The 21,628-nt window shown below is 66.7% G+C and carries 19 protein-coding genes and 1 pseudogene; 14 read left to right on the top strand and 6 right to left on the bottom strand.

Features of this window, described 5'->3' with window-relative positions; translation table 11 throughout:
- The first annotated feature begins 50 nt into the window (after positions 1–50).
- Both KK097_RS10270 and KK097_RS10265 read left to right on the top strand, forming a co-directional pair.
- Entirely contained in the window at positions 51–233 is a 183-nt protein-coding gene (locus KK097_RS10270) for a hypothetical protein (RefSeq protein WP_214530113.1), read from the top strand.
- Between the two features lie 145 nt (positions 234–378).
- Positions 379–792, top strand: coding sequence for a hypothetical protein (locus tag KK097_RS10265; protein WP_214530112.1), 414 nt, complete (start codon positions 379–381; stop codon positions 790–792).
- Between the two features lie 203 nt (positions 793–995).
- Here KK097_RS10265 and KK097_RS10260 read toward each other — a convergent pair whose 3' ends face one another.
- On the bottom strand, positions 996–1,874 hold the full coding sequence (locus tag KK097_RS10260; protein WP_214544636.1) for an aldo/keto reductase: 879 nt from the start codon (positions 1,872–1,874) through the stop codon (positions 996–998).
- A 100-nt stretch (positions 1,875–1,974) separates the two neighbouring features.
- Between KK097_RS10260 and KK097_RS10255 the strand changes: the two genes are divergently transcribed.
- Both KK097_RS10255 and KK097_RS10250 read left to right on the top strand, forming a co-directional pair.
- Positions 1,975–2,559 (top strand): TetR/AcrR family transcriptional regulator, encoded by a 585-nt coding sequence (locus KK097_RS10255; protein ID WP_214530110.1) that lies wholly within the window; start codon positions 1,975–1,977, stop codon positions 2,557–2,559.
- Positions 2,560–2,647: 88 nt separating this feature from the next.
- The gene (locus KK097_RS10250; RefSeq protein WP_214530109.1) at positions 2,648–3,301 is read left to right on the top strand and encodes an alpha/beta hydrolase; all 654 of its coding nucleotides are present in this window, start codon (positions 2,648–2,650) and stop codon (positions 3,299–3,301) included.
- 62 nt (positions 3,302–3,363) lie between these two features.
- Here the strand turns inward: KK097_RS10250 and KK097_RS10245 are convergent, their stop codons facing one another.
- Positions 3,364–4,083, bottom strand: a complete 720-nt coding sequence (locus KK097_RS10245; protein ID WP_214530129.1) for an SDR family oxidoreductase — start codon at positions 4,081–4,083, stop codon at positions 3,364–3,366.
- A gap of 109 nt (positions 4,084–4,192) precedes the next feature.
- Here KK097_RS10245 and KK097_RS10240 point away from each other — a divergent pair, with 109 nt between their 5' ends.
- Both KK097_RS10240 and KK097_RS10235 read left to right on the top strand, forming a co-directional pair.
- Entirely contained in the window at positions 4,193–5,068 is an 876-nt protein-coding gene (locus KK097_RS10240) for a LysR family transcriptional regulator (protein ID WP_214544634.1), read from the top strand.
- Between the two features lie 558 nt (positions 5,069–5,626).
- A complete protein-coding gene (locus tag KK097_RS10235) occupies positions 5,627–6,568 on the top strand; it encodes an AraC family transcriptional regulator (RefSeq protein ID WP_214544633.1) in 942 nt (313 codons plus the stop codon).
- Positions 6,569–6,643: 75 nt separating this feature from the next.
- Here KK097_RS10235 and KK097_RS10230 read toward each other — a convergent pair whose 3' ends face one another.
- Positions 6,644–6,967: a hypothetical protein gene (locus tag KK097_RS10230; protein ID WP_214530106.1), complete on the bottom strand. Its 324-nt coding sequence runs from the start codon at positions 6,965–6,967 to the stop codon at positions 6,644–6,646.
- A 628-nt stretch (positions 6,968–7,595) separates the two neighbouring features.
- Here KK097_RS10230 and KK097_RS18685 point away from each other — a divergent pair.
- From KK097_RS18685 to KK097_RS10215, 3 genes are all read left to right on the top strand, one after another.
- Positions 7,596–9,851, top strand: a complete 2,256-nt coding sequence (locus KK097_RS18685) for a DUF7927 domain-containing protein (RefSeq protein WP_214544632.1) — start codon at positions 7,596–7,598, stop codon at positions 9,849–9,851.
- A 34-nt stretch (positions 9,852–9,885) separates the two neighbouring features.
- Positions 9,886–10,479 (top strand): class F sortase, encoded by a 594-nt coding sequence (locus KK097_RS10220; RefSeq protein WP_214530104.1) that lies wholly within the window; start codon positions 9,886–9,888, stop codon positions 10,477–10,479.
- Positions 10,480–11,038: 559 nt separating this feature from the next.
- The gene (locus KK097_RS10215; protein ID WP_214530103.1) at positions 11,039–11,410 is read left to right on the top strand and encodes a hypothetical protein; all 372 of its coding nucleotides are present in this window, start codon (positions 11,039–11,041) and stop codon (positions 11,408–11,410) included.
- Between the two features lie 9 nt (positions 11,411–11,419).
- On the opposite strand, the gene KK097_RS10210 is transcribed toward KK097_RS10215, so the two are convergent.
- Complete coding sequence (locus tag KK097_RS10210) at positions 11,420–12,964, bottom strand: helix-turn-helix transcriptional regulator (protein WP_214544631.1); 1,545 nt, start codon at positions 12,962–12,964, stop codon at positions 11,420–11,422.
- Positions 12,965–13,431: 467 nt separating this feature from the next.
- On the opposite strand from KK097_RS10210, the gene KK097_RS10205 reads away from it, so the two are divergent.
- The 5 genes from KK097_RS10205 (at position 13,432) to KK097_RS10185 (ending at position 20,607) form a co-directional block, all read left to right on the top strand.
- The gene (locus tag KK097_RS10205) at positions 13,432–18,051 is read left to right on the top strand and encodes a DUF7927 domain-containing protein (RefSeq protein ID WP_214544630.1); all 4,620 of its coding nucleotides are present in this window, start codon (positions 13,432–13,434) and stop codon (positions 18,049–18,051) included.
- 262 nt (positions 18,052–18,313) lie between these two features.
- Positions 18,314–18,661, top strand: coding sequence for a DUF4190 domain-containing protein (locus KK097_RS10200; RefSeq protein ID WP_214530100.1), 348 nt, complete (start codon positions 18,314–18,316; stop codon positions 18,659–18,661).
- A gap of 422 nt (positions 18,662–19,083) precedes the next feature.
- Positions 19,084–19,311, top strand: a complete 228-nt coding sequence (locus KK097_RS10195) for a hypothetical protein (RefSeq protein ID WP_214530099.1) — start codon at positions 19,084–19,086, stop codon at positions 19,309–19,311.
- Between the two features lie 375 nt (positions 19,312–19,686).
- On the top strand, positions 19,687–19,986 hold the full coding sequence (locus tag KK097_RS10190) for a hypothetical protein (protein WP_194589912.1): 300 nt from the start codon (positions 19,687–19,689) through the stop codon (positions 19,984–19,986).
- A 390-nt stretch (positions 19,987–20,376) separates the two neighbouring features.
- Positions 20,377–20,607 carry a hypothetical protein gene (locus KK097_RS10185; RefSeq protein WP_214544629.1) on the top strand — a complete coding sequence of 77 codons (231 nt, stop codon included), beginning with the start codon at positions 20,377–20,379 and terminating at the stop codon, positions 20,605–20,607.
- 65 nt (positions 20,608–20,672) lie between these two features.
- Here KK097_RS10185 and KK097_RS10180 read toward each other — a convergent pair whose 3' ends face one another.
- Positions 20,673–21,410 (bottom strand): SDR family oxidoreductase, encoded by a 738-nt coding sequence (locus KK097_RS10180; protein ID WP_214544628.1) that lies wholly within the window; start codon positions 21,408–21,410, stop codon positions 20,673–20,675.
- Positions 21,410–21,559, bottom strand: a pseudogene (locus tag KK097_RS18810) (GNAT family N-acetyltransferase); the annotation flags it as partial. The gene KK097_RS10180 and the pseudogene KK097_RS18810, both read right to left, overlap by 1 nt.
- Positions 21,560–21,628 lie beyond the last annotated feature (69 nt).

Here is a 21,628-nt window from a genome sequence, read left to right as displayed (position 1 = left end):
GACGATCGGCCATCGAGACGGTGTCTGCGGGTGGTCGTTAGAGTCAACGCATGAAGAATCGTCCGCTGGTCCTCGTGGCGTTTGCGTCCGTGCTCGCATCCCTGCTCCTCCGGCTGGTACCGGATGCGCAGTTCCTGGGCGGGCTGTCGCTTGCGCTGCAGATCGCCGGGATCGTGATCCTCGCTGTCTACATCGTCGGCTACTTCCGAGACCGATCACGCTCGCACCGCTGAGGGAAGCTGCGCACTGCGGGCGGCGATGAAACAACCGGCGCGGGATCTGCTGTGCCGGTGGACTCGGTGCTGGCCTACGCTCGAAGCACTGAGGCAGTCAGGGGGCGGATCCGTCCCACTACCCGTACCGAAGGGCGGCGCTCCGATGAGCAGCACCGAAGGCGTAAGGCCGGCAGATGGTGCTGCTTTGATTCGCGTCGCAGCGCAGTACCTGAATCCGCAGGAGCTTGACTCACGTGTGTCAGGCGCGGTTGCTGCAGTGATCGTCTCCCCCCAGGGGGATCAGTTCTTCGGCGTGAGTATCGATGTGCCCAGCAGCATGGGGTATTGCGCAGAAGCGGGCGCGATTGGCGCGATGATCACCGCACGGGAATCTCAAATCGCGCAGGTCGTTGCGGTGACACGCGGGGATGACGGTGCGATCGCGGTCTTACCGCCCTGCGGGCGATGCAGAGAGTTCATGTACCAAATCGACCACAGGAACGTCGACACGCAAGTCATCGTGGCGGCGGACCGTGCAGAGACCTTGGACAGCCTGTTGCCCGCCCGTTGGAACTGAGCGCGCGCGGCTCGTTGTCTCACTGAGCTGAGACGACCCGAGTAATTTGTCTCGGTAGCCGATCGGCTATCGAGACGAGATGGCTCTTTTGCCGAGGGCTCGGGTCGATCTGCGTGGTGTCCGTTCTCCCTCATGCGCGCGTTGACCTGAGGGCGGCTGCTCCGGAGCCGGTGCCACGAGCTGCTCGCCGGACGCTGTTCTGTTCAGTCCTCGGGTACGAGTGCAGTGATTGTGGAGATCTCTTCGGAGGTGAGCGTGATCTGTGCTGCGGCGAGATTCGTTCGGAGGTGCTCGAGGCTGGTGGTTCCGGGGATGGGCAGGGTGTTCGGTGCGCGGTGCAGGTGCCAGGCAAGTGCGATTTGCTGGACGGTGGCGCCGTGGTTCTGCGCGATCGGCTCCAAAGCGGCGGTGATCCGTTCCGGATCGCCGCCATCGGCGATGCTCATGGGGTGCCACGGCGAGAAGACTGCGCCGGTCTTCTCGGTCGCGCGGAGCAGGTCCACACCCCGGCGGATTCCGGCGTTGTAGAGCGCCGTCGCTGCGGCGATGGGGGTGATCGTCTGCGCGAGCTCGAATTGCTCGAGGGTGACGTTCGACAAGCCGATGTGCCGGATCAAGCCCTCATCCTTGAGAGCGGCGAGAGTGGCGACCTGTTCCTCGAACGGGACGTCCGTTGCCTGGCCACTGTGCAGGTAGTACAGGTCGATGCTGTCGACACCAAGCCGCCGCGCGCTCATGTTGGCCGACTGCCGGAGGTAGTTCGGATTGCCGACCGCGTCGAGAGTGGAGTAGTCGTAGCCGCCGCGGACGAAGCCACCCTTGGTCGCGATGACCAGGTTGTCCGGGTAGGGGTGCAGGGCCTTTCGGATGAGGAGTTCGTTCGAGTGCGGCCCGTAGACGTCTGCGGTGTCGATGAACGTGACGCCGGCGTCGACGACCGCGCGGAGTAGCGCGATGCCGCCGTCGTGGTCGGGGTATTCGCCCCAGACCTGCTTGCCGGTGAGCTGCATCGCACCGAAGCCGATACGGCCGACAGTGAGGTCTCCGCCGATGGTGAGGGTCGAGGTGGTGGGTGCGGTCATGACTGTGCCTCCCGGCCGTTCGCCGGCCAAGTTCAGAACCGAGAGGCAGTCTCTCGGTTAACTGGTAGCAGGTCTATCACATTTAGGGGAGAATGGGGCCATGACCTTGATGGCGATGCTGGAGGACCGGCGTCCGCGGCGGCTTGATGCGCGGCGGAACTTCGACGCGGTCCTCGCCGCGGCCACGGAAGCGTTCGGTGAAGCTGGCGCAGACGTGGGGATGGAGGAGATCGCGCGCCGAGCAGGTGTGGGTGTTGCGACGCTGTACCGGAACTTCCCGACCCGGGTGGCGCTGATGGAGGCGGTCTATCTGGCTTCCGTGGTCGAGCTCGTGAGCTTCGGCTCGGGTAGTGACGACGTCGATTCGTGGACGGCGTTGCGTCGGTGGTTGGAGAAGTTCGTTGACTTCATGCGGACCAAGCACCCGGTGGTCTCGGTCCTGACCGAGCAGTCTGAGGTGTACGACCCCACCCGTGACGCGATTTACGGCATTGCCGAGCCGCTGTTCGACCGCGCTCGGGAGGATGGGCAGATCCGCGGGGGAATCGATGCTGATGACGTGATGCGGGTCATCTTCGCGGTCACTGGCGGGCTCTACCGCGACGCTGCACAGCGGGTCCGTGCGCTCCAGATCGTTCTCGACGGAATCCGGTCACCCCTACCTGCCCGAGATCTCACGGGGTGATGCAGTCCAGGTATCACCGGTCACGGAAGAGGTCTTGGACGCGAGCGGCGGCCAAGCGACACGGTTAGTGGGACACGAAGGGACTTCCATGCGCACCCCGCACACTCCGTACCCGCTGCTTGATCCGACCGCCGTGCTGTGGTCGTCCCGCCTCTTGGCCGAGTCGGATCTGCTGATCATGATGCATGGGTGGAGCTACGACGAACGGCACCTGTTCGCGCTCCGCGACGAATTCCCCGAGGACCTGGTCATCGCGTCCGTGCGGGCACCGATTCCCGAGGCGGGCGGATACGCCTGGTTCCCCAGCGTCGGGAACCCGATCGGTGACCCGCAGCCGGCAGTGGCCAACGCTGCTGCGGACGCCGTCCTGGACTGGTGCGACTCGTTGCCCACGCCCCGATCGGTGGGGCTGCTGGGCTTCTCGCAGGGTGGTGCGATGGTGCTGCAGATGATGCGCCGGCGTCCCGGCGTATTCGCGTACGGGGTGCAGCTCGGCGGATTCGTCGTCAACGACACCCAACCTGGCGACGAAGCCCTCCGATCGGAGCGCCCACCGGTGTTCTGGGGTCGAGGCGCCCACGACGGGGTGATCCCCGCTGCCGCGGTACGCCGCACCGCCATGTTCAGCACGCAGCATCTCTCCGTCACGGAGCGGGTGTACCCGGATATCGGGCACGATGTTGCTGGCCGGGAAGTCACCGACCTGGCAGCCTTCGTCACCGATCAGATCGCTCGTCGCTGACCGCAAGCGAGTGCCTCGCGCCGCGGGGTTCGCGACGCGAGGCAGCCGGAGCGCCTGATCGTTCAGACGAGGAGCGCTCCGCCGTCGACGGGGATCGAGGTTCCCGTGATGAAGGGCTGCGTCATCGCGTAGAGGAATGCCTGCGCGACGTCGCTCACCTCGCCAACGCGGCCGACCGGGAGCGTCTGGGCCTGCTGGTCGAACATGGCCTGCTGGTCTTCGGCGGTCATTCCCGCCCAGAGGGGGCTGCGGATGATGCCGGGCTCGACGACGTTCACACGCGTCGGCGCCAGCTCGACGGCGAGAGCGCCGGCGAGACTCGTCGTCGCTCCGCACAGGCTCGATGCGACCGCCCACCCGGCACCCGGCCGGGTGCGAGCTGACCCGGAGGTCAGGGTGATCGATCCTCCCGGCCGGATGTGCTGCGCGGCCTTGCTGACCGCGTTGAGCGCGCCGAAGTAACGCACCTGGAAGAACCCGCGCGCCTGGTCAATGTCGAGGCCGTCGACGGGCATCAGCGTGAGGGGTTCACCTGCGGTGTAGACGAGGTGGTCGAACCCGCCGATCTTTTCAAAGAACGACGCGACGTGGTCGGCGTCGAGCACGTCGAGTGCCCGGCCCGTGGCGGAAGCGGTGAGCTCGCCCAGTGCGGCATCGACGCTGGACTGGCGGCGCGAGGCAATGACGACCTCCGCGCCGGCATCCACGGCTGCATGTGCCGTCGCGAGACCGATTCCGGAGGTGCCGCCGATGATCACGACGCGCTGATTGGTGAGGGACAAAGTGTTCCTTTCGATCGAACAGGATCGAGTGTGTGCGCTCGATCGCCAGCCCGTCCAAGACCTCTTCATCACGCGGTGAGACCCAACGGGTATGAGCCATGATGAGGGTGTGAACGCCGATCTCGACCTCCGGAAGCTGCGGTACTTCGCTGCCGTCGCGGACACGTTGAGCTTCGGTCGCGCCGCGGAACAGCTCCACATCGCTCAGCCGGTGCTGTCTCGCCAGATCCGCGCGCTCGAGCAGGAACTCGGCATGCAGCTTTTCGTCCGCGATACCCGCGGGACCGAACTCACCGACAGCGGACGTCTCCTTCTCACCGAGGCGCGCTCGCTGCTCGCTTCTGCCGCCGCGGTGCGTCGACGCGTCGCGATCGCGGCGCGCGGCGAGGACGTCTTCACGGTGGGCTTCATGCCCGGGCTGACCGTCACTGACGCAGTGCGGACGTTCCGACGCGGTGCGCCGTCCGTCGACGTCCGGGTGCTGCGTACCGGGTGGGAGGAACAGGTCGCGGTGCTGCATGACGGTCGTGCAGACGTCAGCTACCTCCGAGAACCCTTCAACAGTGCGGGCATCCAGACTGTGTTCCTCCACGAGGAGCTGAGGGTCGTGATGCTCCCGACGGGGCATCCCCTCTCCGGTGCCGACCAGGTGACGATGGAGGACCTGAGCGCTGAGGTGCTCCTGCAGGACCCGGCAGCCGTGCCCGAATGGTCCACCGCTACGCCCGTTCGGCGTGCGCTCGAAGGTGCTACCCAGCGCAGGTCACGAACCGTTGAGGAGAAGCTGGAACTCGTCGCCGGCGGTGCCGGCATCGCGATCCTGCCGCTATCAACGGCCCGGTTCTACCGCCGCCCAGACGTGGCGTTCTGCGTCATCACCGACCTGGCACCCACCGCCGTGCACATCGCCTGGGAAGCTAGCCGCTTCTCGGAGCACATCACGGCATTCGTCGACGCCGCACAGTCCATCGCTGCTCAACGCTGACGTCAGGCGTCGCAAAGTCTGCCCGGTTGAGGATCGGCTATCGAGACTGGTCCGGGCCTTCTTTGCACGCGTGCCTGTGCTGGACCGCCCTGGCAAGGTGACGGGTGGCCGCAGCTCTCTGGGCTCCCAAATTGGATGAGGCGTCAAGGGGTTGCGGGTTCTGCGCTGGTCCCTATGCTTACCGCAGTAGCAGCCCTAGACCCTGGCCGCGTCGACCGTTTCGCCTTCACTGCCGGGCAGTGTGGGCGTTGCGGGCCGGCTGAGTGTTCCTGGCTCGTGATCTGCCGGCCCGTTGAGATGTCCCGGGGTCTCGTGTCCTGGGGCGGGCGTCGATGGCCGTGTTCCGTGTTGAACGATGCGGGCCGCAGCTGTCGGAGCCGGTACCACGGCCGGCGTTGCCGACCAGCGACCCGAACGCCGATCGGCAACGCCTCCCTGGCCCTGACCCCACCGGGGTGGCGCAACTGTAGCCCCAACTGGGCTGGGACGCATCCCGTCATCCTTATCCGGTTTCGGAACCTGCCTGCAGCGGCTCCCGGTTGCGGTGATTATCGATCCGTGCCTGAACTGATGCGCCGCACCCAACGCGTGACGCAGACCGCTGACCCGGCGGTTGCTGCGGACGCGATCGCTCGTACCCATGCAGCACACGCCGTTGATGTTGACCCCGGTGGTGCCGCCTTCGCGTTCGAGGAACGGGTCCGCGGCACGCACCTGCTGTCCTTGGAGACCACAGCGTGCACCGGGGTCGTCAGCGGCACCATCGAGTCCGACAGCGCGATGGTGTTGGTGTGGTTGAAGTCCGGGAGCGGCACCATCGACGGCAGCCCTGTCCCGATCGGCCGCCCTGTCTTGTACCGGAACGAGCCTCAGCAGGTGCGGTTCGAGTCGTTCCAGAAGGACTTGATCCGCATCGACCGCGCAACGGTCGAACAGGTCGCCGCGCAACGTGGCGAGTGGGCGCCGAGACCGTTGGAGTTCCACCCGCACCACGTTCCCGAAGGGCCGACGTTGGCCGCGTGGTGGTTGATGGTCCGCACCGTCGCCGCGGAGGTGATCGGCGGGCCGGACGTGGTGTCGGAGGAGCGTGAACGCCAGCTGGCCCGGTTCGCTGCCGGCGGGCTCCTCACGGCTATCCCGCACTGGCCGGTCGGCCAGCACGCCCCGACCACTGCAGTCACGCGCTTCGCTCGAGCAGAAGCGTTCCTCCTCGAGCACGCGCGTGAACCGATCACCGTCGCCGACATCGCTGCCGCCGCAGGCCTGAGCGTCCGCGGGGTGCAGGCGGCGTTCAACCGGCACCACGGCATCACCCCGCTGGCCTACCTGCGACACATCCGCCTGCTCCTCGCCCGGGAACGCCTCGAGTCCGATCCAGAGCTCACCGTCGGAGAGGCCGCTCGGTGGGCAGGGTTCGGGCACCTCGGACGGTTCGCTGGCGCGTACCGGGACGAGTTCGGTGAGCTGCCCCGGCAGACGCTCCAGGCGTCACGTCCCTGACGCAGGCTGTCGTCTCGACAGCGACGGGCGCGGTCAGGCGCGGTCGTACGGGGGCGTCGCGATCGCCCGTTGCCACTACGAGAGTTCGGCTCCGTCGATGAGGTCGGTTTCGTGGACGGGTCGTGCGGGCCCTGCGGCTGCAGCGAGTTCCCGGAGGTGCTGCACGAAGCTGTCGTGGTCGGCTTCGAGTTCGTCTTCAGGGGCGGGGCTGACGGTGATCTGGCTCGCCGGTCCGATCAGCAACGTCTCGATCGCACCTTGGCCATCGTCATCGAAGGTGGGGACGTCGATAGTGTCGGTCTTCCCGTTCGAGCCGAGCACGGCTGCGTACTGGATCACCGCGTCTGCAACGTCATCGGCAGCCATCGTCGCCTGCCCGTTGTAGTGGATGTACTTCATGTGACCAATCATCGACGGAACCGATGAAACCACGTTCAGAACGCTCCGCTATCCGCGGGCGAGAAGCCGGGATGGTGTTGCTCGCCGGGTTGCGCCTGATGGGCTGCCGCTTGTCCCGCAGACCAACAGCGCGTGGAATCCCGAGAGAGGGCGAAGTCCTCGAAGTCTGCTCCAGGGTCGAGGCTGGTGCCCGCCCGTCCGCAGTTAGGGGGCTGCGTCGGGCGGGCACCACGGAAGGGGATCAGGCCCTCCGTGGCAACGGTAGAGCGTCAACGAGCGCCGATGGACACGGTTCCGGGGTGACGTTTCTCCGGGGAGGGTGAACGTGTCCGTTCCGGGGTATCTCTGTGGCCCCTCACACACAAAACTCAGCTCCAAGGGCCCGCCTGCTGTACGCGAGCGGCCCGGTAACCAGTTCGTATGGAGCAGAGGGATCAGGATGAGATTGAGTTTGTTCGGAGCGCGTCATCGGTCCGCGGGTCAGGAGAAGCAGCGGATGCTTCCGCAGCGATCGGCGCGGCTGCGCACAGGAGCTGTCGTCGGCGCGCTGGCGATTGCAGGGTCAGTGCTCGGCGCTGGGGCTGTTCTCGCTCCCGCTGAACCTGCCGTAGCTGCGACGGTGCCGACGGTGACGTGCACGACGGATCCGGCGATCTTCAACACCGGGTTCAACTCCTCCAGCGGTGGGCAGACTGGCAACGGCGCTGCTGACGAACGGTGGGAAGTCGCCGGCGGTTACCCCGGCTTGAACCACTCGGACGCGGACTACACCGGTCCCTCCGGAGCGACCTACCCGGCGGGTGCGACCTACGCACCGGCCTATGCCGGCAAGATCAACAACGCGTGGACCGACAGCCAGTCCGGCCGTTCGCAGTGGATCTCCGCTCAGTATGTGTCGCCGGCCGAGGGGCAGAACCAGCAGACTGGTGGCGGCAACTGGTACTACCGGTACCAGTTCAACCTCGCTGCGCAGGTCGACCCGGCATCGTTCCGGCTCGACATGTCTTGGCTGGCGGACAACTCTGTCGCGGCCGTTTGGGTGAACGACGTCGCCCAGTCGGGCGCGAACCTGCCGCAGTCTCCTGCGGACCCCTACAACGCGCCTGGCTTCATCCGCGGTCAGGAAGCGGTCACGCAGATGGCAAGCAACTGGCGGACGGGTCTGAACACCATCCTCGTGCAGGTGAAGAGCAACTACCCGGCCGAGGGCTTCAACGCCGAGGTGCGGTCCCGGGCGCTCTGCCCGACCATGCAGGTGCAGAAGACCGTCGATGGCCGCGTCGACGCCGCTGACCAGTTCACCGTGACCGCCGCGGACACAGCGGGGAGCGCTGTCACTTCCACGACGACCGCCGGCGCCGACACCACGGCAACCAGCACCCGCGTCCCCGTGACGTTCGGCAGCACCTACACGATCACCGACGCGATGGCCGAGGACTCCCCGAACGCGCTCTCCCGGTACGACGGGGTGCTCGTCTGCACGGACACGACAACCGGGCAACCGGTCGCAACCTCCGGGACGGGCCCATCGTGGACGGTCAACATCGCAACGCACGACGCGTACCTGTGCAACGTGACGAACGCGATGAAGCAGTACACGGTCACGAAGACCGCGTCGAAGGACGTCCTCTACCCGGGCGAGTCCATCGACTACTCCGTGACGGTCCGGAACTCCGGCCAGGGCGCATACCGCGAGGACGCGCCGGCGACCATCACCGACGACCTCTCCGAGGTCCTCGACGACGCCACCTACGTGGACGGCTCCGCATCCGACGGTGCCACCGTCGACGGGAAGACGCTGTCCTGGTCCGGCCCACTCGCGGTCGGCGAGTCGAAGACGATCACCTACTCCGCCGTCGTGAACGCGCCAGCAACCGGTGACCGTCTGCTGCACAACAAGGTCACCCCGCCCGAGGGCAACGGCGGCGTCTGCGACGTCTGCGAGACCGAGACCCCGGTCCGGACCTTCGCGGTCCAGAAGACCTCCAAGGCCGAGGGCGGCATCGCTCACGCCGGCGGCAAGGTCTCCTACACGGTGTCCGTGACGAACACCGGCAAGGCCGATTACACCGAGGACGCCCCGGCCTCGTTCACCGATGACCTGGCGAAGGTCACCGATGACGCCACCTACAACGACGACGTCACCGACGGCGCCACCGTCGACGGCGACACCCTGTCCTGGTCTGGTCCGCTGAAGGTCGGCGAGACCAAGAAGATCACCTACTCTGTCACGGTCCACAAGTCGAAGACCGGCGACGGATCGCTGGAGAACTCCGTTGTATGGCCGCCGGAGCTCGGTGGCGGCTGCCTGCCGGATGAGGACGCCTGCAAGACGATCGACCCCGTTGGCAGCTTCACGGTCGAGAAGACCTCGGACAAGACCACGACGGGCCCCGGCGGTGTCGTGCACTACGAGGTGACGGTGAAGAACACCGGTGAGGCCGACTACACGACCGAGCAGCCGGCATCGTTCACGGACGACCTGTCCAAGGTCACCGACGACGCCACCTACAACGACGACGCCAGCAAGGGCGCCGCGGTGAAGGGCAACACCCTTTCCTGGAAGGGTGCGCTGGCCAAGGGCAAGAGCGTCACGGTGAAGTACTCCTTCACGGTGAACGATCCCGACACCGGCAACCGGAAGCTCACCAACGCCGTCATCCCTGGTATCGGTGGCGAATGCGTGACCGCGGCGAGCTGCATCACGCGCACCACCGTCGTGGTGCCGCCCGTGCCCGTGGGCGCGGCGGTTGCGACCGGTGGGACCGCGGTGTCCGCTCCGGTGTGGCCGTGGATCGGTTCCGGCGCGGTTGCTGTTGCCGGGATGGTGACGCTGGGCCTGATGACGCTGCGTCGTCGTCAGAGCACGACGATCGGTGACTGACACCACGCATGAAGGTGGGCGGCGTCGACGGTGGGTGTTCCTCACCGTCGGCGCCGCCACGGCGTTGGCGATCGCCGTCAGCATCTTCGGCTTCACGCAAACGCAGTCGGGTCCGGTCGACCTGCACGGCAACCGTGTGCAGGCAGAAGAAGCACCGACGAGTGCCGCCTCAGCATCCGCCGTCCCGGACACCGGTGCCCACTTCGTGGTGCCCTCCGTCGGCCTCGACGTGCCACTTGGCGCGTTGAACGCCGTCAACGGCGAGGTCGTGCCACCCGGGTTCACCTCGGCGTACTGGATCCGCAACGAGGGCGTCCCGATCACGAAAGCCTCATCGGGGACCGTGTTCGTGGTCATGCACTCGTTGCGTAATGGCGGCGTCGGACCCGGAAACTACCTGATCGACGTCGCCGAGCAGAAAGCAAAGGTGCGCGCCGGGGAGAAGATCCAAGTCGCCGACGTCATCTACACGATCACCGGGTCGCATGTGGTCGAGAAAACTGACCTCGCCCAATCCGGCAAGGTGTGGGCGGATACCCCGAACCGACTGGTTGTGATCACCTGCCTGCAGCGACGCGAAGGCGGGCCCTCGACCGACAACATGGTCATCGAAGCGGTCCGCACATGAGTAATCACAAGGTGCGCCTTGCGCTGCTCAACGCCCGCACCAGACGGATGCTCCGCCACACCAGCGACCCCGCAGAGCGAGCCCTCGCACTAGTCGTCATCGTACGGGCAGCCGCAGACCACGCTGCGGTCGAGGCGTCGCAGCGTCACGGTGGTCAGGCACTGGAGGTGACGGGCTGCGAACGGATCCTGACCGCTGCACTCCAGCACCTGCACGACGTGCACCAGGCATCGCATCACCGACGCACGCCTGCAGCAGGTGCCCGCGCTGAGGACGGCTGACGTGGTGGTCGCCGACAGCGCATGGCGGGCGGGGCTTCCCGAAACGGCGCGGCGGGCGCTGCGCGTTGCGTGGCGCACGAACCTCAGCGGCGCCGCACGAACCTCAGCGGCGCCGCACTGGGGTTTCGTCGGGGTGAACTGTCACCGCTTCAGGGTGATTGCACCAGAGGTACCTCGACGCCGATCCGCCTTTTCCCGGGCCAGTCATTCGCGGTGATGACCGGCGTCGGCCAACGGGATGACGCCGCGTCGACACTGATTCCGGTGAGGTAGTGAGCATGAAGCCCGTCAAGACATCTCTGCTCGCTGCCGGTTGCGCCCTCGTCACGCTTGGGACCCTGGCTGCGTGCTCCGGCACGGTGTCCTCGGGGATCGTCGAATATCGCGTGACGACGACTGCTGATCACATCGGGAAGATCGAGTACCACACGGTGCAGCTCGGGGCTGGCTCGGTCGACTTCGAGGAGACCGTGCGTAAGCAGTCGTGGTCGAAGAAGGTCGACGGGGGCTGGTCACCCGGTGTCACCGCAACGGCGCCGGCGAACGGCACGGTGAGCTGCGAGATCGTCGATGCGGACGGGAAGGTTCTCGCGCATGAGGAAGGCCGCAATGGTGCATCCGCGGACTGCCAAGCGGGCGACACGGAGTAGCCGACGCAGCTACTTGGGAGAGGTTCGGCCGTTCGGGAACCCTGCCCGGTGGGCGTGGTCGACAGCTTGCTGCCGCGAGTTCACCTCGAGCTTTCGGTAGAGACGCCGGGTCATGGTCTTCAGCGTGTTGGTGCTGATGAACAGCGTCGACGCGATCTCGCCGGTGGTGAGCTCGGTGGTCAGTAGCGCCAGGATGTCGTTCTCCCTGGGGGTGAGGTTCGAGAGGTCCCGGCGGGCGGAGCTGATCCGGATCGCGGCGTGCGTCTCACTGCCCGACAGTTCGACGAGCTGCTGCAGATCGTCCGGGGCGATGGTTTCGTATCCGGTGTGCAGGCCGGCGTGCTGGATGAGGGCGTCGGCGCGGATGAATGCGTGGGTGGCGGTGTCGGTGTAGCCGAGTGCGAGCGTGGCGGCGGCGTGGACGAGGAGTGCGTTGGACTGCAGTCTGGGTTCGACACCGGTTTCGGTGATGGGTTGACTGAGGCGCATCGCGTCGCGGTCGCGGCGTTCCACGTGGGCCACGGCCGCAGCGATGACCCGGTCAGAGGGTGACAGCGCTGCGAGGGTGTCGAGGTTCTCCGCGACCCGTCCCCGGAGGAGCAGGACTCGGACCCGGCATGCTCGAGAGAGTCGCCCGTCGAAGCCGGCAGCCTCGAGCACGCCGGGGTGCTCTTGGACGCAGTTCGCGAGGCGTGTCTCGGTGACTGCGGCGTCGGCGACGTTGTGGGCGTAGAGCGAGTGCACCCAGAGTGCGGCAGCCCAGTACTCGCCGACTCCTGCTTCGTCAGCTTGGTCGAGGAACGCCTTCGCGGCCGCGAGGTCGTCACTGTCGATGCCCATCAGTGCCTGGGTGAGGAGCAGGGCGGCGTCGTAGCGGGTGTCCGTGACGCCGGTGTCGGCGGCTCGTGTCACCCATGTGGTTGCGAGGTCGAGGCGGCCGCGCTCGGCGTGCAACCAGGCTGCCTGGCTCGCGGCGCGCCGGGCAACCCGGAGCTGTTCCGTGGCGAGGGCGACTTCGTAGGTGCGCTCGTACTCGAGCCGGGCGCGGGGGCGGTCCGCAGCATCCAACGACCGCGCCCACTGCATGCGCAGGTGTGCCAACGACTTCCCGATCGGTGTCGCGGCGGCCGCCGGCAGTGCGTCGAGCTCGTCGAGGGCTTGCTCGGCGAGCTCGGCTGCTCGGGCCGGGTCGTCCTGGGTGCGTGCTGCTGCGGAGTCGCTGGTGAGCGCGATCAGCCGGTCCAGCGGGGATGCTCCGACCAGCGCCGATCGGTCGTGTTCCATGGCCGCGTGCACGCGGGCGGGGCGTCCGCCGATTGCGACGTGCTCGAGGTGGTTCGCGGCGATGGTCAGGCCCGGGTTGCGGATGAACGCTTCCCCGGGCAGCGCTTTCACGCCGGCGAGCAGCTGCTCGGGATCGGTTGCGGCGAGGGCATCCCAGTGCTCCTCGACGAGCTTGGCCGCTGCCGCCCACCCGTCCCGCGTCCCGGTATGCCGGACAGCGTCCGGGAGGGACGGGGGAGTGGCGGACGGAGTCGTAGGGGAATGGCTCATCGCATCAAGGAGTGTGCCGGGCCGGAGCGTTAAACGGCAACTGTTGCCATGCAACGGCCCGGTCACGCCGCCGCAGCTTGCCGGAGCACCTCCAGGGTGAACGCGTCACTCGCCGGGGTGAACGCACCCTTTCTGACCTATCTGATCGGGAGTTCACACGTGAAACTCAGCTTCGAGAGTCCCGTTCGGCCCCGATCAGGGGAGCTGCGCGTCGTGGGCTCATTCTGGGAGGAAAACCTGTGTCACCACGTCAGAAAGAACTGACAGCGACGAGGTGGGGTGGTCTGCGACGTGTCGTCGCGGGCGTCGCGCTCACCGCGCTTGCGGTCGGCGGGCTATCCGCCATCTCGCTCGCCACGCCGCCTGCAGCTGACGCAGCTCCGGGGAACCCGGGCACGCCGTCGGCGCCGACCACGGTGTACACCGAGGACTTCCAGAATGTCGCCGACATCACACCGATCCAACGGTTGACCGATTACACCGGCGCGACCGGGCAGAAGTACACAGCCAACCAGGCGTGGCTGCAGGCTTGTAATGGCTGGATCGCCGCCTACGCGCAGAACAACGCAGCTCCGGCGCAGATCGCAGACTGCACCTCCGCCGGCTCCAGCGCTGCTGCCGGTCGGGACGCGTGGAACAAGTCGCAGCAGCTGGCGTGGGCTATCGGGCAAAGCAACGGTCTTGCCCGGCCGGACTACAACTTCGCTGACACCGCCTTCACCGCGGGGAACCCGGGTGCGGGGCTGGTCGAGTTCCAGACGGCCACCAACATCCCGTTCACCGCAGCGAACCGGTTCATCTCCTTCAGCGCTGATGTCGCGGCCATCAACTGCAACGTGGCTGTGCCGCTGCTGCAGTTCCAGCTCCTGAACGACGCGGGCACTGCGACCAACGCCGGTTCGCAGGTGAACGGATGCGCGAACGGTCGCGCGATCTCCGTGCCCGCAACCGGGCCCACCCCCGCGGGCACGGTCAACGTGACGAACGCCACCTCGAACGGCGCCGTTCTCTTCAACGGTTCATCGGTGGGTATCCGCATGGTGAACAACCAGGGCTCCGGCACCGGCAACGACCACACCATCGACAACATCCGGATTCTCGACGTCACTCCGCAGCTGGACAAGGCATTCAGCCCGACGTCGATCCGCGCCGGTGGCACGTCGACGCTGACGTTCACGGTGACGAACACCAGCGAGCTCGGGGCGAAGAACGGTTGGTCGTTCACCGACAACCTCCCCGCGGGCCTGACGGTGGCGAATTCCACCGTCGGCGGCACCTGCGCCGCGACCAAGACCGCGACCGCTGGTGCGACCTCGGTTGCGATCACGGACGGTCAGCTCAACGCCAACCAGGCGTCCTGCACGATCACCGTGCAGGTGACCGGCAACAAGGCTGGTTCCTACACCAACGGTCCGGACAACGTGACCACGGTTGGCCTGAACGAGCCGGGTGACACCACGCTTACCATCACCGATCCGCCGGTGTGGACCTGCTCGGCGAACGGGTACCTGTTCCAGTCGCCGGCAGCTGGCGGTCACCAGATCTACCAGGTCGACCTCGTTTCTGGGGCTGCGACGCAGATCGGTTCGACCGCGGACAACGTGAACGCTGTCGGGTACAACACCCTCGACAACTACGTGTACGGCTGGGACGTCGACACAGCGACCATCGTCCGCGTCGCGGCAGATGGTGGGCTTACTGACCTCGGTCGTCCGGCCGGAGTTGCTGCATCGCCTGGCTTCCAGGTCGGCGACTTCGACGACGCTGGGCATCTGTTCCTCCAGCGCGGCGGCAACCAGGACGGCTCCTGGGTCGAGATCGACCTCGCTCCCGGCTCCTCGACCTATGGTCAGGTCCTCGACTCTGGTTCGGTTACGAAGCCGGCCGGAATCGCGAATCTCCCCTCCGACTGGGTGTTCGTTGACGGTGCTTTCTACGGCATCGGCAACACCACCAGCGGTACCGGGGCAGGGCAGCTGATCCGCTTCGACGCCACGACGCACAGCTACCAGAACCTCGGCGCCCTTCCGAACACTCGTGGGGGAGAGACGTACGGGGCTGGCTACGCAGATGCTGCAGGCAACCTGTACTTCAGCGAAAACTCCTCCGGTGCCATCTTCCGGGTTGACCCCACCAACCGGACCGCGCTGCGGATTTCGACGGGGCCGGCCTCGGCGGGCAACGATGGTGCACGTTGCGCGACCGCGCCGATCCCGACGATCACGGTCACGAAGACCGTTGATGGCCGTGATGTTCCGCAGGACCAGTTCACGGTTGGGCTGCGCAACAGCGGCAGCACGGTGCTGACCTCGGCGACGACGACGGGCACGAACACGACCGCGTCGACGACGGACTGGCCCGTTTCGCAGGGCGCGACGTACACGATCACGGACGCGATGGCGGCCGGCTCCGGGAGCCCGCTGTCTCGTTACGACGCGAGCGTCGTCTGCACCGATGCTGACGGGAACACTGTCAGCACGGGCGGGTCGACTGGTGCGTGGACGCTGCGGGTTGCGGACGCGACGTACTACACCTGCAACGTCACGAACGCGGCGCTGGAGGACCCGAAGCTGACGGTCACGAAGACGGCCGACACAACCGATCTGCCGCAGCCGGGTGACACGGTCACCTACACGGTGACGGCGAGGAACACCAGCTCGCAGCCCTTCACGGCCGCTGCTCCGGCACGGGTGTCGGATGACATGTCCGAGGTTCTCGACGACGCCGCGCTCGACGAGGGTTCCCTCGCCGCGACGATCGACAGTGATGCTGTTGCTGACCCCACGTTCACGTCCCCGAACCTGACCTGGTCGGGTCCGCTGGGTGCCGGGAAGTCGGTTGTCCTGACGTACACCGTCACCTACAACGGTGAGGGCGACCACGTGATGACGAACAACGCCTGCGTCCCCGAGGAAGACACCACCGAGGGCGCTGACCCGTGTGTTTCGGTCCGGATCCCCGCACCGGCGATCGATGACTGGAAGACGGTCGAGCGGAACGGCTCAACCCTGACCTACACGCTGCACTTCGAGAACAAGGGTGCGGCTACGGGGCCGGTCAACAAGGTCGACAACCTCGCCGGTGTCCTCGACGACGCCACTGTCACCACCGAGCCGGAGGCGGCCACTGGTCCGCTGACGGCGACGCGCGATGACAACATCATCCGCATCACGGGGAACCTCCCCGCGGGGCAGACGTCGACGATCACCTACACGGTGACGTTCAAGCCTGTCGACGAGCGTGGGGACAACGAGGCGAAGAACTTCCTCCTCGACCCGTACACGCCGCCGCCGTCGACGTGTACGCCGACGGACGAGCAGCGTCCGGACTGCACGGTCACGCCGCTGCCGGCACTGCAGGTGTCGAAGTCGGTTGACCCGAAGTCGGGCACCACGGTCACCGCCGGTCAGGTGCTGACCTACACGCTGACGTTCGACAACAGCACGGGCAAGGCCGACGCGCCCGTCACAGGCTGGAAGGACGACCTGTCCAAGGTCCTCGACGACGCCACCGTCACCACGCAGCCGGCATCCGCGATGGACTCCCTCGACGTCTCCGACATCGAAAACCGGGCGTTCACCGTCGGCGGCACGGTCCCCGCTGGTGAGACCGGCACCGTCACCTACAAGGTGACGGTGAAGGCCGACGGCGCTCGAGGGGACAACAACCTCGGCAACGCCCTCAGCAACGGAGGGCCCTGCGCTCCGGGGCTGTGCACGGAGAACCCAATCCCGGAGGTCGTGTCGTCGAAGACGGTCGACCCGAAGTCCGGCACCGAGGTGACGCCGGGCCAGGTGCTGACCTACACGCTCACGTTCACGAACAAGGGCAAGGCTGCCGGCGACGTCGACAAGACCGACGACCTCACCAAGGTCATCGACGACGCCACCGTCACCAAGCAGCCGACCATGTCCGACAAGGCTCTGGAATCCACCAAGGTCGCCGACGGGTACCAGTTCACCGGTACTCTCGCTGCCGGTCAGACCGTGAAGGTGACCTACCAGGTCACCGTCAAGGCCGATGGCCAGCGTGGTGACAGCCAGCTCGGGAACTTCCTCGTCAACACCGGCGGTGAGCCGGTCTGCGACGAAGACAGGACGAACTGCACCGAGAACCCGGTGACCTCGATCGTCGACTGGAAGACCGTCGACCCGGCCACCACCACTGACGTGGTGCCCGGCCAGGTGCTGACCTACACGCTGCACTTCAAGAACAACGGCGGCAAGGCTGGCACGGTCAAGAAGGACGACGACATCACCCACGCGATCGATGACGCCACGGTGACGAAGCAGCCGACCGTGCAGGGCGGGAACCTCAAGGCGACGACGTTCGGCACCGACAACCGTGCGCACGTGACCGGCAGCCTGCCGGCCGGCGCGACGGCGACGGTGACGTACCAGCTCACGGTGAAGGCTGCCGGCAAGCTCGGTGACGGCATCGCGGCGAACTTCCTCCTGAACTCGAACGAGGAGCCGCCGAAGAGCCCGGTCTGCAAGCCGACCAGCGAGCAGTTCCCGGACTGCACCGTCAACCCGATCGGTGCCCTGAAGGTGACGAAGATCGTCGACCCGAACACTGGCACGACCGTGCGCCCCGGTGACACGCTGCACTACACGCTCTCCTTCGAGAACGTTGGTGCTGGCAACGCCAAGGTGAACCACGTCGATGACATGACCGGTGTCCTCGACGACGCGGACGTCACGTCGCAGCCCGTCGCCTCGAACAAGGCGCTGACGCTGTCGAAGATCACCGACGCGAAGCTCACCATCACGGGCACCCTCGCTGCGAAGCAGAAGGTCATCGTCACCTACGCGGTGACGACCAAGCCCTTCGCGCAGCAGGGCGACCACGTCATGGAGAACTACCTCGACCCGGTCGATGGTCCGCCGCCCGCGACGAAGTGCGTCTCCACCGACCCGACCTGCACCCGCAACCCGATCGCCGCACCGCCTGCCGGGCTGGCGTTCACGGGTACGGAGCTCGTCGGTCCCGGGATCGGTCTGGCGCTGATGCTCCTCGCCCTCGGTGGCGGCCTGCTGGTCGTCCGCCGGCGCCGGAACAGCGGAGACGTGCAGGAGAACGCCTAACAAGTTCACGGGCCGGCCGGAGTGCGACTCGCACAAGTCCAACTCCGGCCGGCCCGGAACCACCGTCAGATCGACCTTGACCCCGGATCTGACGGTGCCCCTCGGGAGCGGATCACCCGAGGAGCGGGAACTCACCAACCCGCAACACGATCGGCGGGCCGTCCCCTAACGGCCCGCCGATCGTGCTCTCGGCACCACCTCGCACCACGCGAGACCACCGGACGGCGCACCCTCGCCCGTCCTCGCCCTCACGGAGACCCGCATGACCAACCCGCCGCACGGGAACAACCCGCAGTACCAGCCCCACCCGCCGACACAAGCGTTCCCGCAGCACGTCGTCGTCGGCTACCAGCCAGGCCCGCCCAAAGGCCTGAGCGTCACGAGCATGGTCCTCGGGCTGGTGTCGATCGTCCTCGGGTTCACGTTCCTGGTGCCCGTCGTCGGGTTCGTCCTCGGCATCATCGGCATCCGCCGCGAACCCGCCGGCCGCGGCACGGCGATCACCGGCCTGGTCCTCAACGGCCTGTTCGTCATCGGCTGGGCGCTGGTGATCATCTTCGTGTTCGTCATCGGCATCGGTGCCGCAACGACCTCCAGCTACCAGCAGTGACCACCACCGAACCGGCATCGACCAGCATGACCGGGCAGCCCGAGTTTCATTCCGTTGGGGAGCGCGAGGCTCTTTGTGTGCTCCTGCAGGCCGCGAAGCAAGCGGAGCTGACTGCGGTCGGTCCAGACCGGCGGGGCGCATTCCGGACCACTCGGTCGTTGATCGGTGCCGCCCGCAAACTCGGCTTCACGCTGCCCCTACTTGCCGAGATGCTCGAGGTCACCGAAGGATCCGTCCGGAACCGGACAGGACCGCCCCTCCCGATGCTGCCAGCGTCTTCCTCGCACTCATCCCCTCCGGGGCCGCGTCGCCGTGGATAGCGGAGATCCGCGACCTCGGCCACGGATCGCAGCGGGAAGTCGACGTCGTCGAGCTGCTCCGCTGGTACATCCGCAACACGGGCGGAGACGACCGTGCGTGACGTGAGCGCCGAACTCATCGTCACAGGTGCCGTGCTGTCGTCGCCGGCACTGGCGCTCTGGTTTGGCACCGGATGGATACCCACGGCGGTGATCGTGCTGCTCGGTGTGCCGCTGATCGTCGGCGGGATCGCCCTTCGCATCGGCACTCCGGACCGTCGGCCCACGGGGCCGGCCACGGGCCATTCACGGAGGGCACCGGTCGATGAGATGGTGGGGGAGTCGCGGTGACGATGCGGTCGGCGAGCGTGCGCTCCCTCGAGCGGCGGCTGGCGCGGTTGTACCGGTCGGCGGACAGCGCGGTCGCGCGGGCGGAACTTCTCGTCACGCTCGCACGCACGTTCGCAGTCCTCGCCGCCACCCACACCCACCGGGGACACCACCACAGCGACCCTGCCGTGCAAGTGGAGATCGAACACGTCCTCCACGCCGCCCAGCAGCATCTCCACGCAGCGCACCGACGTCAACAGGGGCCCTAACGCCGTTGGCGTTCGGAGAGTGATCGGCTATCGAGACACCGTCCCAATGAGCGGCCTATGGACGGGCTATGGATTTTGTGGTGGGCTGCCGGTGAGCACCCGTCCGGGTGCACCAAAGGGGAAAGCAATGATGCGAACTCTCAAGCGGTTCCTCGCAGCCGGGGCTGCGACCGCCTTCATGGTGGCGGGCCTGACACTCGGAGGGGCTACTTCAGCCTCCGCTGCGGGCAGCTGTAGCTACTTCGCCAAGCAGGCCGGCGAGCTGGTTGGCACATGCACCGGCACCGTCTACTTCAACTGGACGTGTAGCTCCGATGCGTTCAACACCTGGAACAAGAAGAAGATGGTCTACGGGTCGACGGCCAGCACGAAGCGCATCGTGGGCTGCAACCTCGGAGGCGTGAACGACTACTACGTTTCCAGCTGAGACAACAGCCGTGCGCTGATTGCTGGGGGCACACTGCCGTGCCCTCAGCAGTCATGCTGCACCCGACTATCGGACGTTGTGGGGTTCCACCCTCGACCTCTGACTACTCAGGGCCACCGAAGACGGACAGGAGTGTCCAAACGATGCCGATCATCACCAGTCCTACAGCGAGCACACGGAGCAGCCCTGGACTCATCGCACCCTGCGGACCTCGGCGATCGCCCGGACCTTACGGAGAACGATCTCCGGCTAGCGGTTGATCACAGGACACCCGCAGGATCCGTACGCTCAGATCATGAGAACTGCCCCGGTACCGCTCATGTCCGCACAGCTCATCTCGACGCACGGCTCGCTGACACCCGTGGTGATCGCCGGTGAACGGGTGGAAGCATGACCATCGGACGCCGACGTCTGTGCTTGGTGGCAGGCATTGCCCTGATCGTTGCCGGGTCGGCCGTTTACTTAGCGCGTCCGTGGCTGCAGCTCAACGTCCCGTTCATGGACGAGCACCGCGGCATCTTCCTGTTCGGGTGGGCTTTCATCGCGTCAGGCGTTCCATTGGTCGTGCATTCCCGCAGCCGGTCAGAGGACAGCGATCACGGGGATCCCCCGAGCGCTTGACATGCAGACTTCCGTGACGCCCAGATGACGATCGGCTACCGGGCCGCCGATTTGGTTTCGGATCTTCAGCCCTGTGCGGTGGGTCGGACGATGATCTCGCCCACGTCGCCGCTGTCGGGCTGCTCGATGGCGAACGCTACAGCGCGTGCGATCGCTTCGGGCGGCATCGCAATGGCATCGCGCTGCTCGATGAGTGCCGCAGCGACATCGGCGCTCGCGCCGACGCCCACGCCCTCCGTGTTGGTCATCCCTAGCGTGACGACCGTGACGCGGAGCGACGGGCCTGCCTCTTGGCGCAGCCCTTCGGAGAGGACGCGGACCGCGGTCTTCGTGGCCGCGTAGACGCCCATTGTCGGGACGACCCGGTGCGCTGCGGTGGAGGCGGTGTGGATGAAGCGACCGGACCCCTGAGCCCGGAACGCCGGCAGCGCGGCAGCAATCCCGTTGAGCACCCCGGTGAGGTTCACGTCGATCATCTGCTGCCAGTCGTCGACCCGGATCTCGTCAAACGGCGAGATCGCCATGCTGCCGGCGTTCGAGAGCAGCACGTCGAGTCGACCGAACTGCTCACGAGCAGCGCTGACGAACCGCTCGAGGTCATCTCGTTGGCGGACGTCGATGGGGACCGCGATCGCCCGTCCCCCGGACTGCGTGATCTCCTCGACCAACGACTCGAGACGCTCCGCCCGACGAGCCCCGAGGACGACGTCGGCCCCGGCGTGTGCGAGGTGCCGAGCGGTCGCTGCACCGATGCCTCTCGAAGCGCCCGTGATCGCCCTGGTCTTGCCCGAGATGCCGTTCATCATGATTCCTCGATGAGACCGTTCGTCTCGAGGACTCGTTGCGATGCGACGTTCTCAATGTCCGTGTCAACGACCGTAATCTTCGCTCCACCCGTGGCAGCGTGGTGAAGGGCGATGTGGATGGCCTCCGTCGCGAGACGGGCCCCTTGGGCGGAGGGAACGAGGCCCTACCTGAACTCGACCGTCCCTGTTTCGGCCGACGGCCGACGGCCGACGAA

Origin of the sequence: Curtobacterium flaccumfaciens (assembly GCF_018598405.1) — a bacterium.
Taxonomy (GTDB): Bacteria; Actinomycetota; Actinomycetes; order Actinomycetales; family Microbacteriaceae; genus Curtobacterium; species Curtobacterium aurantiacum.
Note: the sequence above shows the minus strand (reverse complement) of the source record. Positions and strands in the feature narration are given on the sequence as shown.

Excerpts from the sequence above, each read along its gene's own strand:
- KK097_RS10230 (WP_214530106.1), bottom strand. The coding sequence starts at position 6,967 with ATGAAGTACATCCACTACAACGGGCAGGCGACGATGGCTGCCGATGAC.
- KK097_RS10185 (WP_214544629.1), top strand. The coding sequence starts at position 20,377 with ATGACCATCGGACGCCGACGTCTGTGCTTGGTGGCAGGCATTGCCCTG.
- KK097_RS10255 (WP_214530110.1), top strand. The coding sequence starts at position 1,975 with ATGACCTTGATGGCGATGCTGGAGGACCGGCGTCCGCGGCGGCTTGAT.
- KK097_RS10270 (WP_214530113.1), top strand. The coding sequence starts at position 51 with ATGAAGAATCGTCCGCTGGTCCTCGTGGCGTTTGCGTCCGTGCTCGCA.
- KK097_RS10265 (WP_214530112.1), top strand. The coding sequence starts at position 379 with ATGAGCAGCACCGAAGGCGTAAGGCCGGCAGATGGTGCTGCTTTGATT.
- KK097_RS10215 (WP_214530103.1), top strand. The coding sequence starts at position 11,039 with ATGAAGCCCGTCAAGACATCTCTGCTCGCTGCCGGTTGCGCCCTCGTC.
- KK097_RS10190 (WP_194589912.1), top strand. The coding sequence starts at position 19,687 with ATGATGCGAACTCTCAAGCGGTTCCTCGCAGCCGGGGCTGCGACCGCC.
- KK097_RS10210 (WP_214544631.1), bottom strand. The coding sequence starts at position 12,964 with ATGAGCCATTCCCCTACGACTCCGTCCGCCACTCCCCCGTCCCTCCCG.
- KK097_RS10260 (WP_214544636.1), bottom strand. The coding sequence starts at position 1,874 with ATGACCGCACCCACCACCTCGACCCTCACCATCGGCGGAGACCTCACT.
- KK097_RS10180 (WP_214544628.1), bottom strand. The coding sequence starts at position 21,410 with ATGAACGGCATCTCGGGCAAGACCAGGGCGATCACGGGCGCTTCGAGA.
- KK097_RS10200 (WP_214530100.1), top strand. The coding sequence starts at position 18,314 with ATGACCAACCCGCCGCACGGGAACAACCCGCAGTACCAGCCCCACCCG.
- KK097_RS10250 (WP_214530109.1), top strand. The coding sequence starts at position 2,648 with ATGCGCACCCCGCACACTCCGTACCCGCTGCTTGATCCGACCGCCGTG.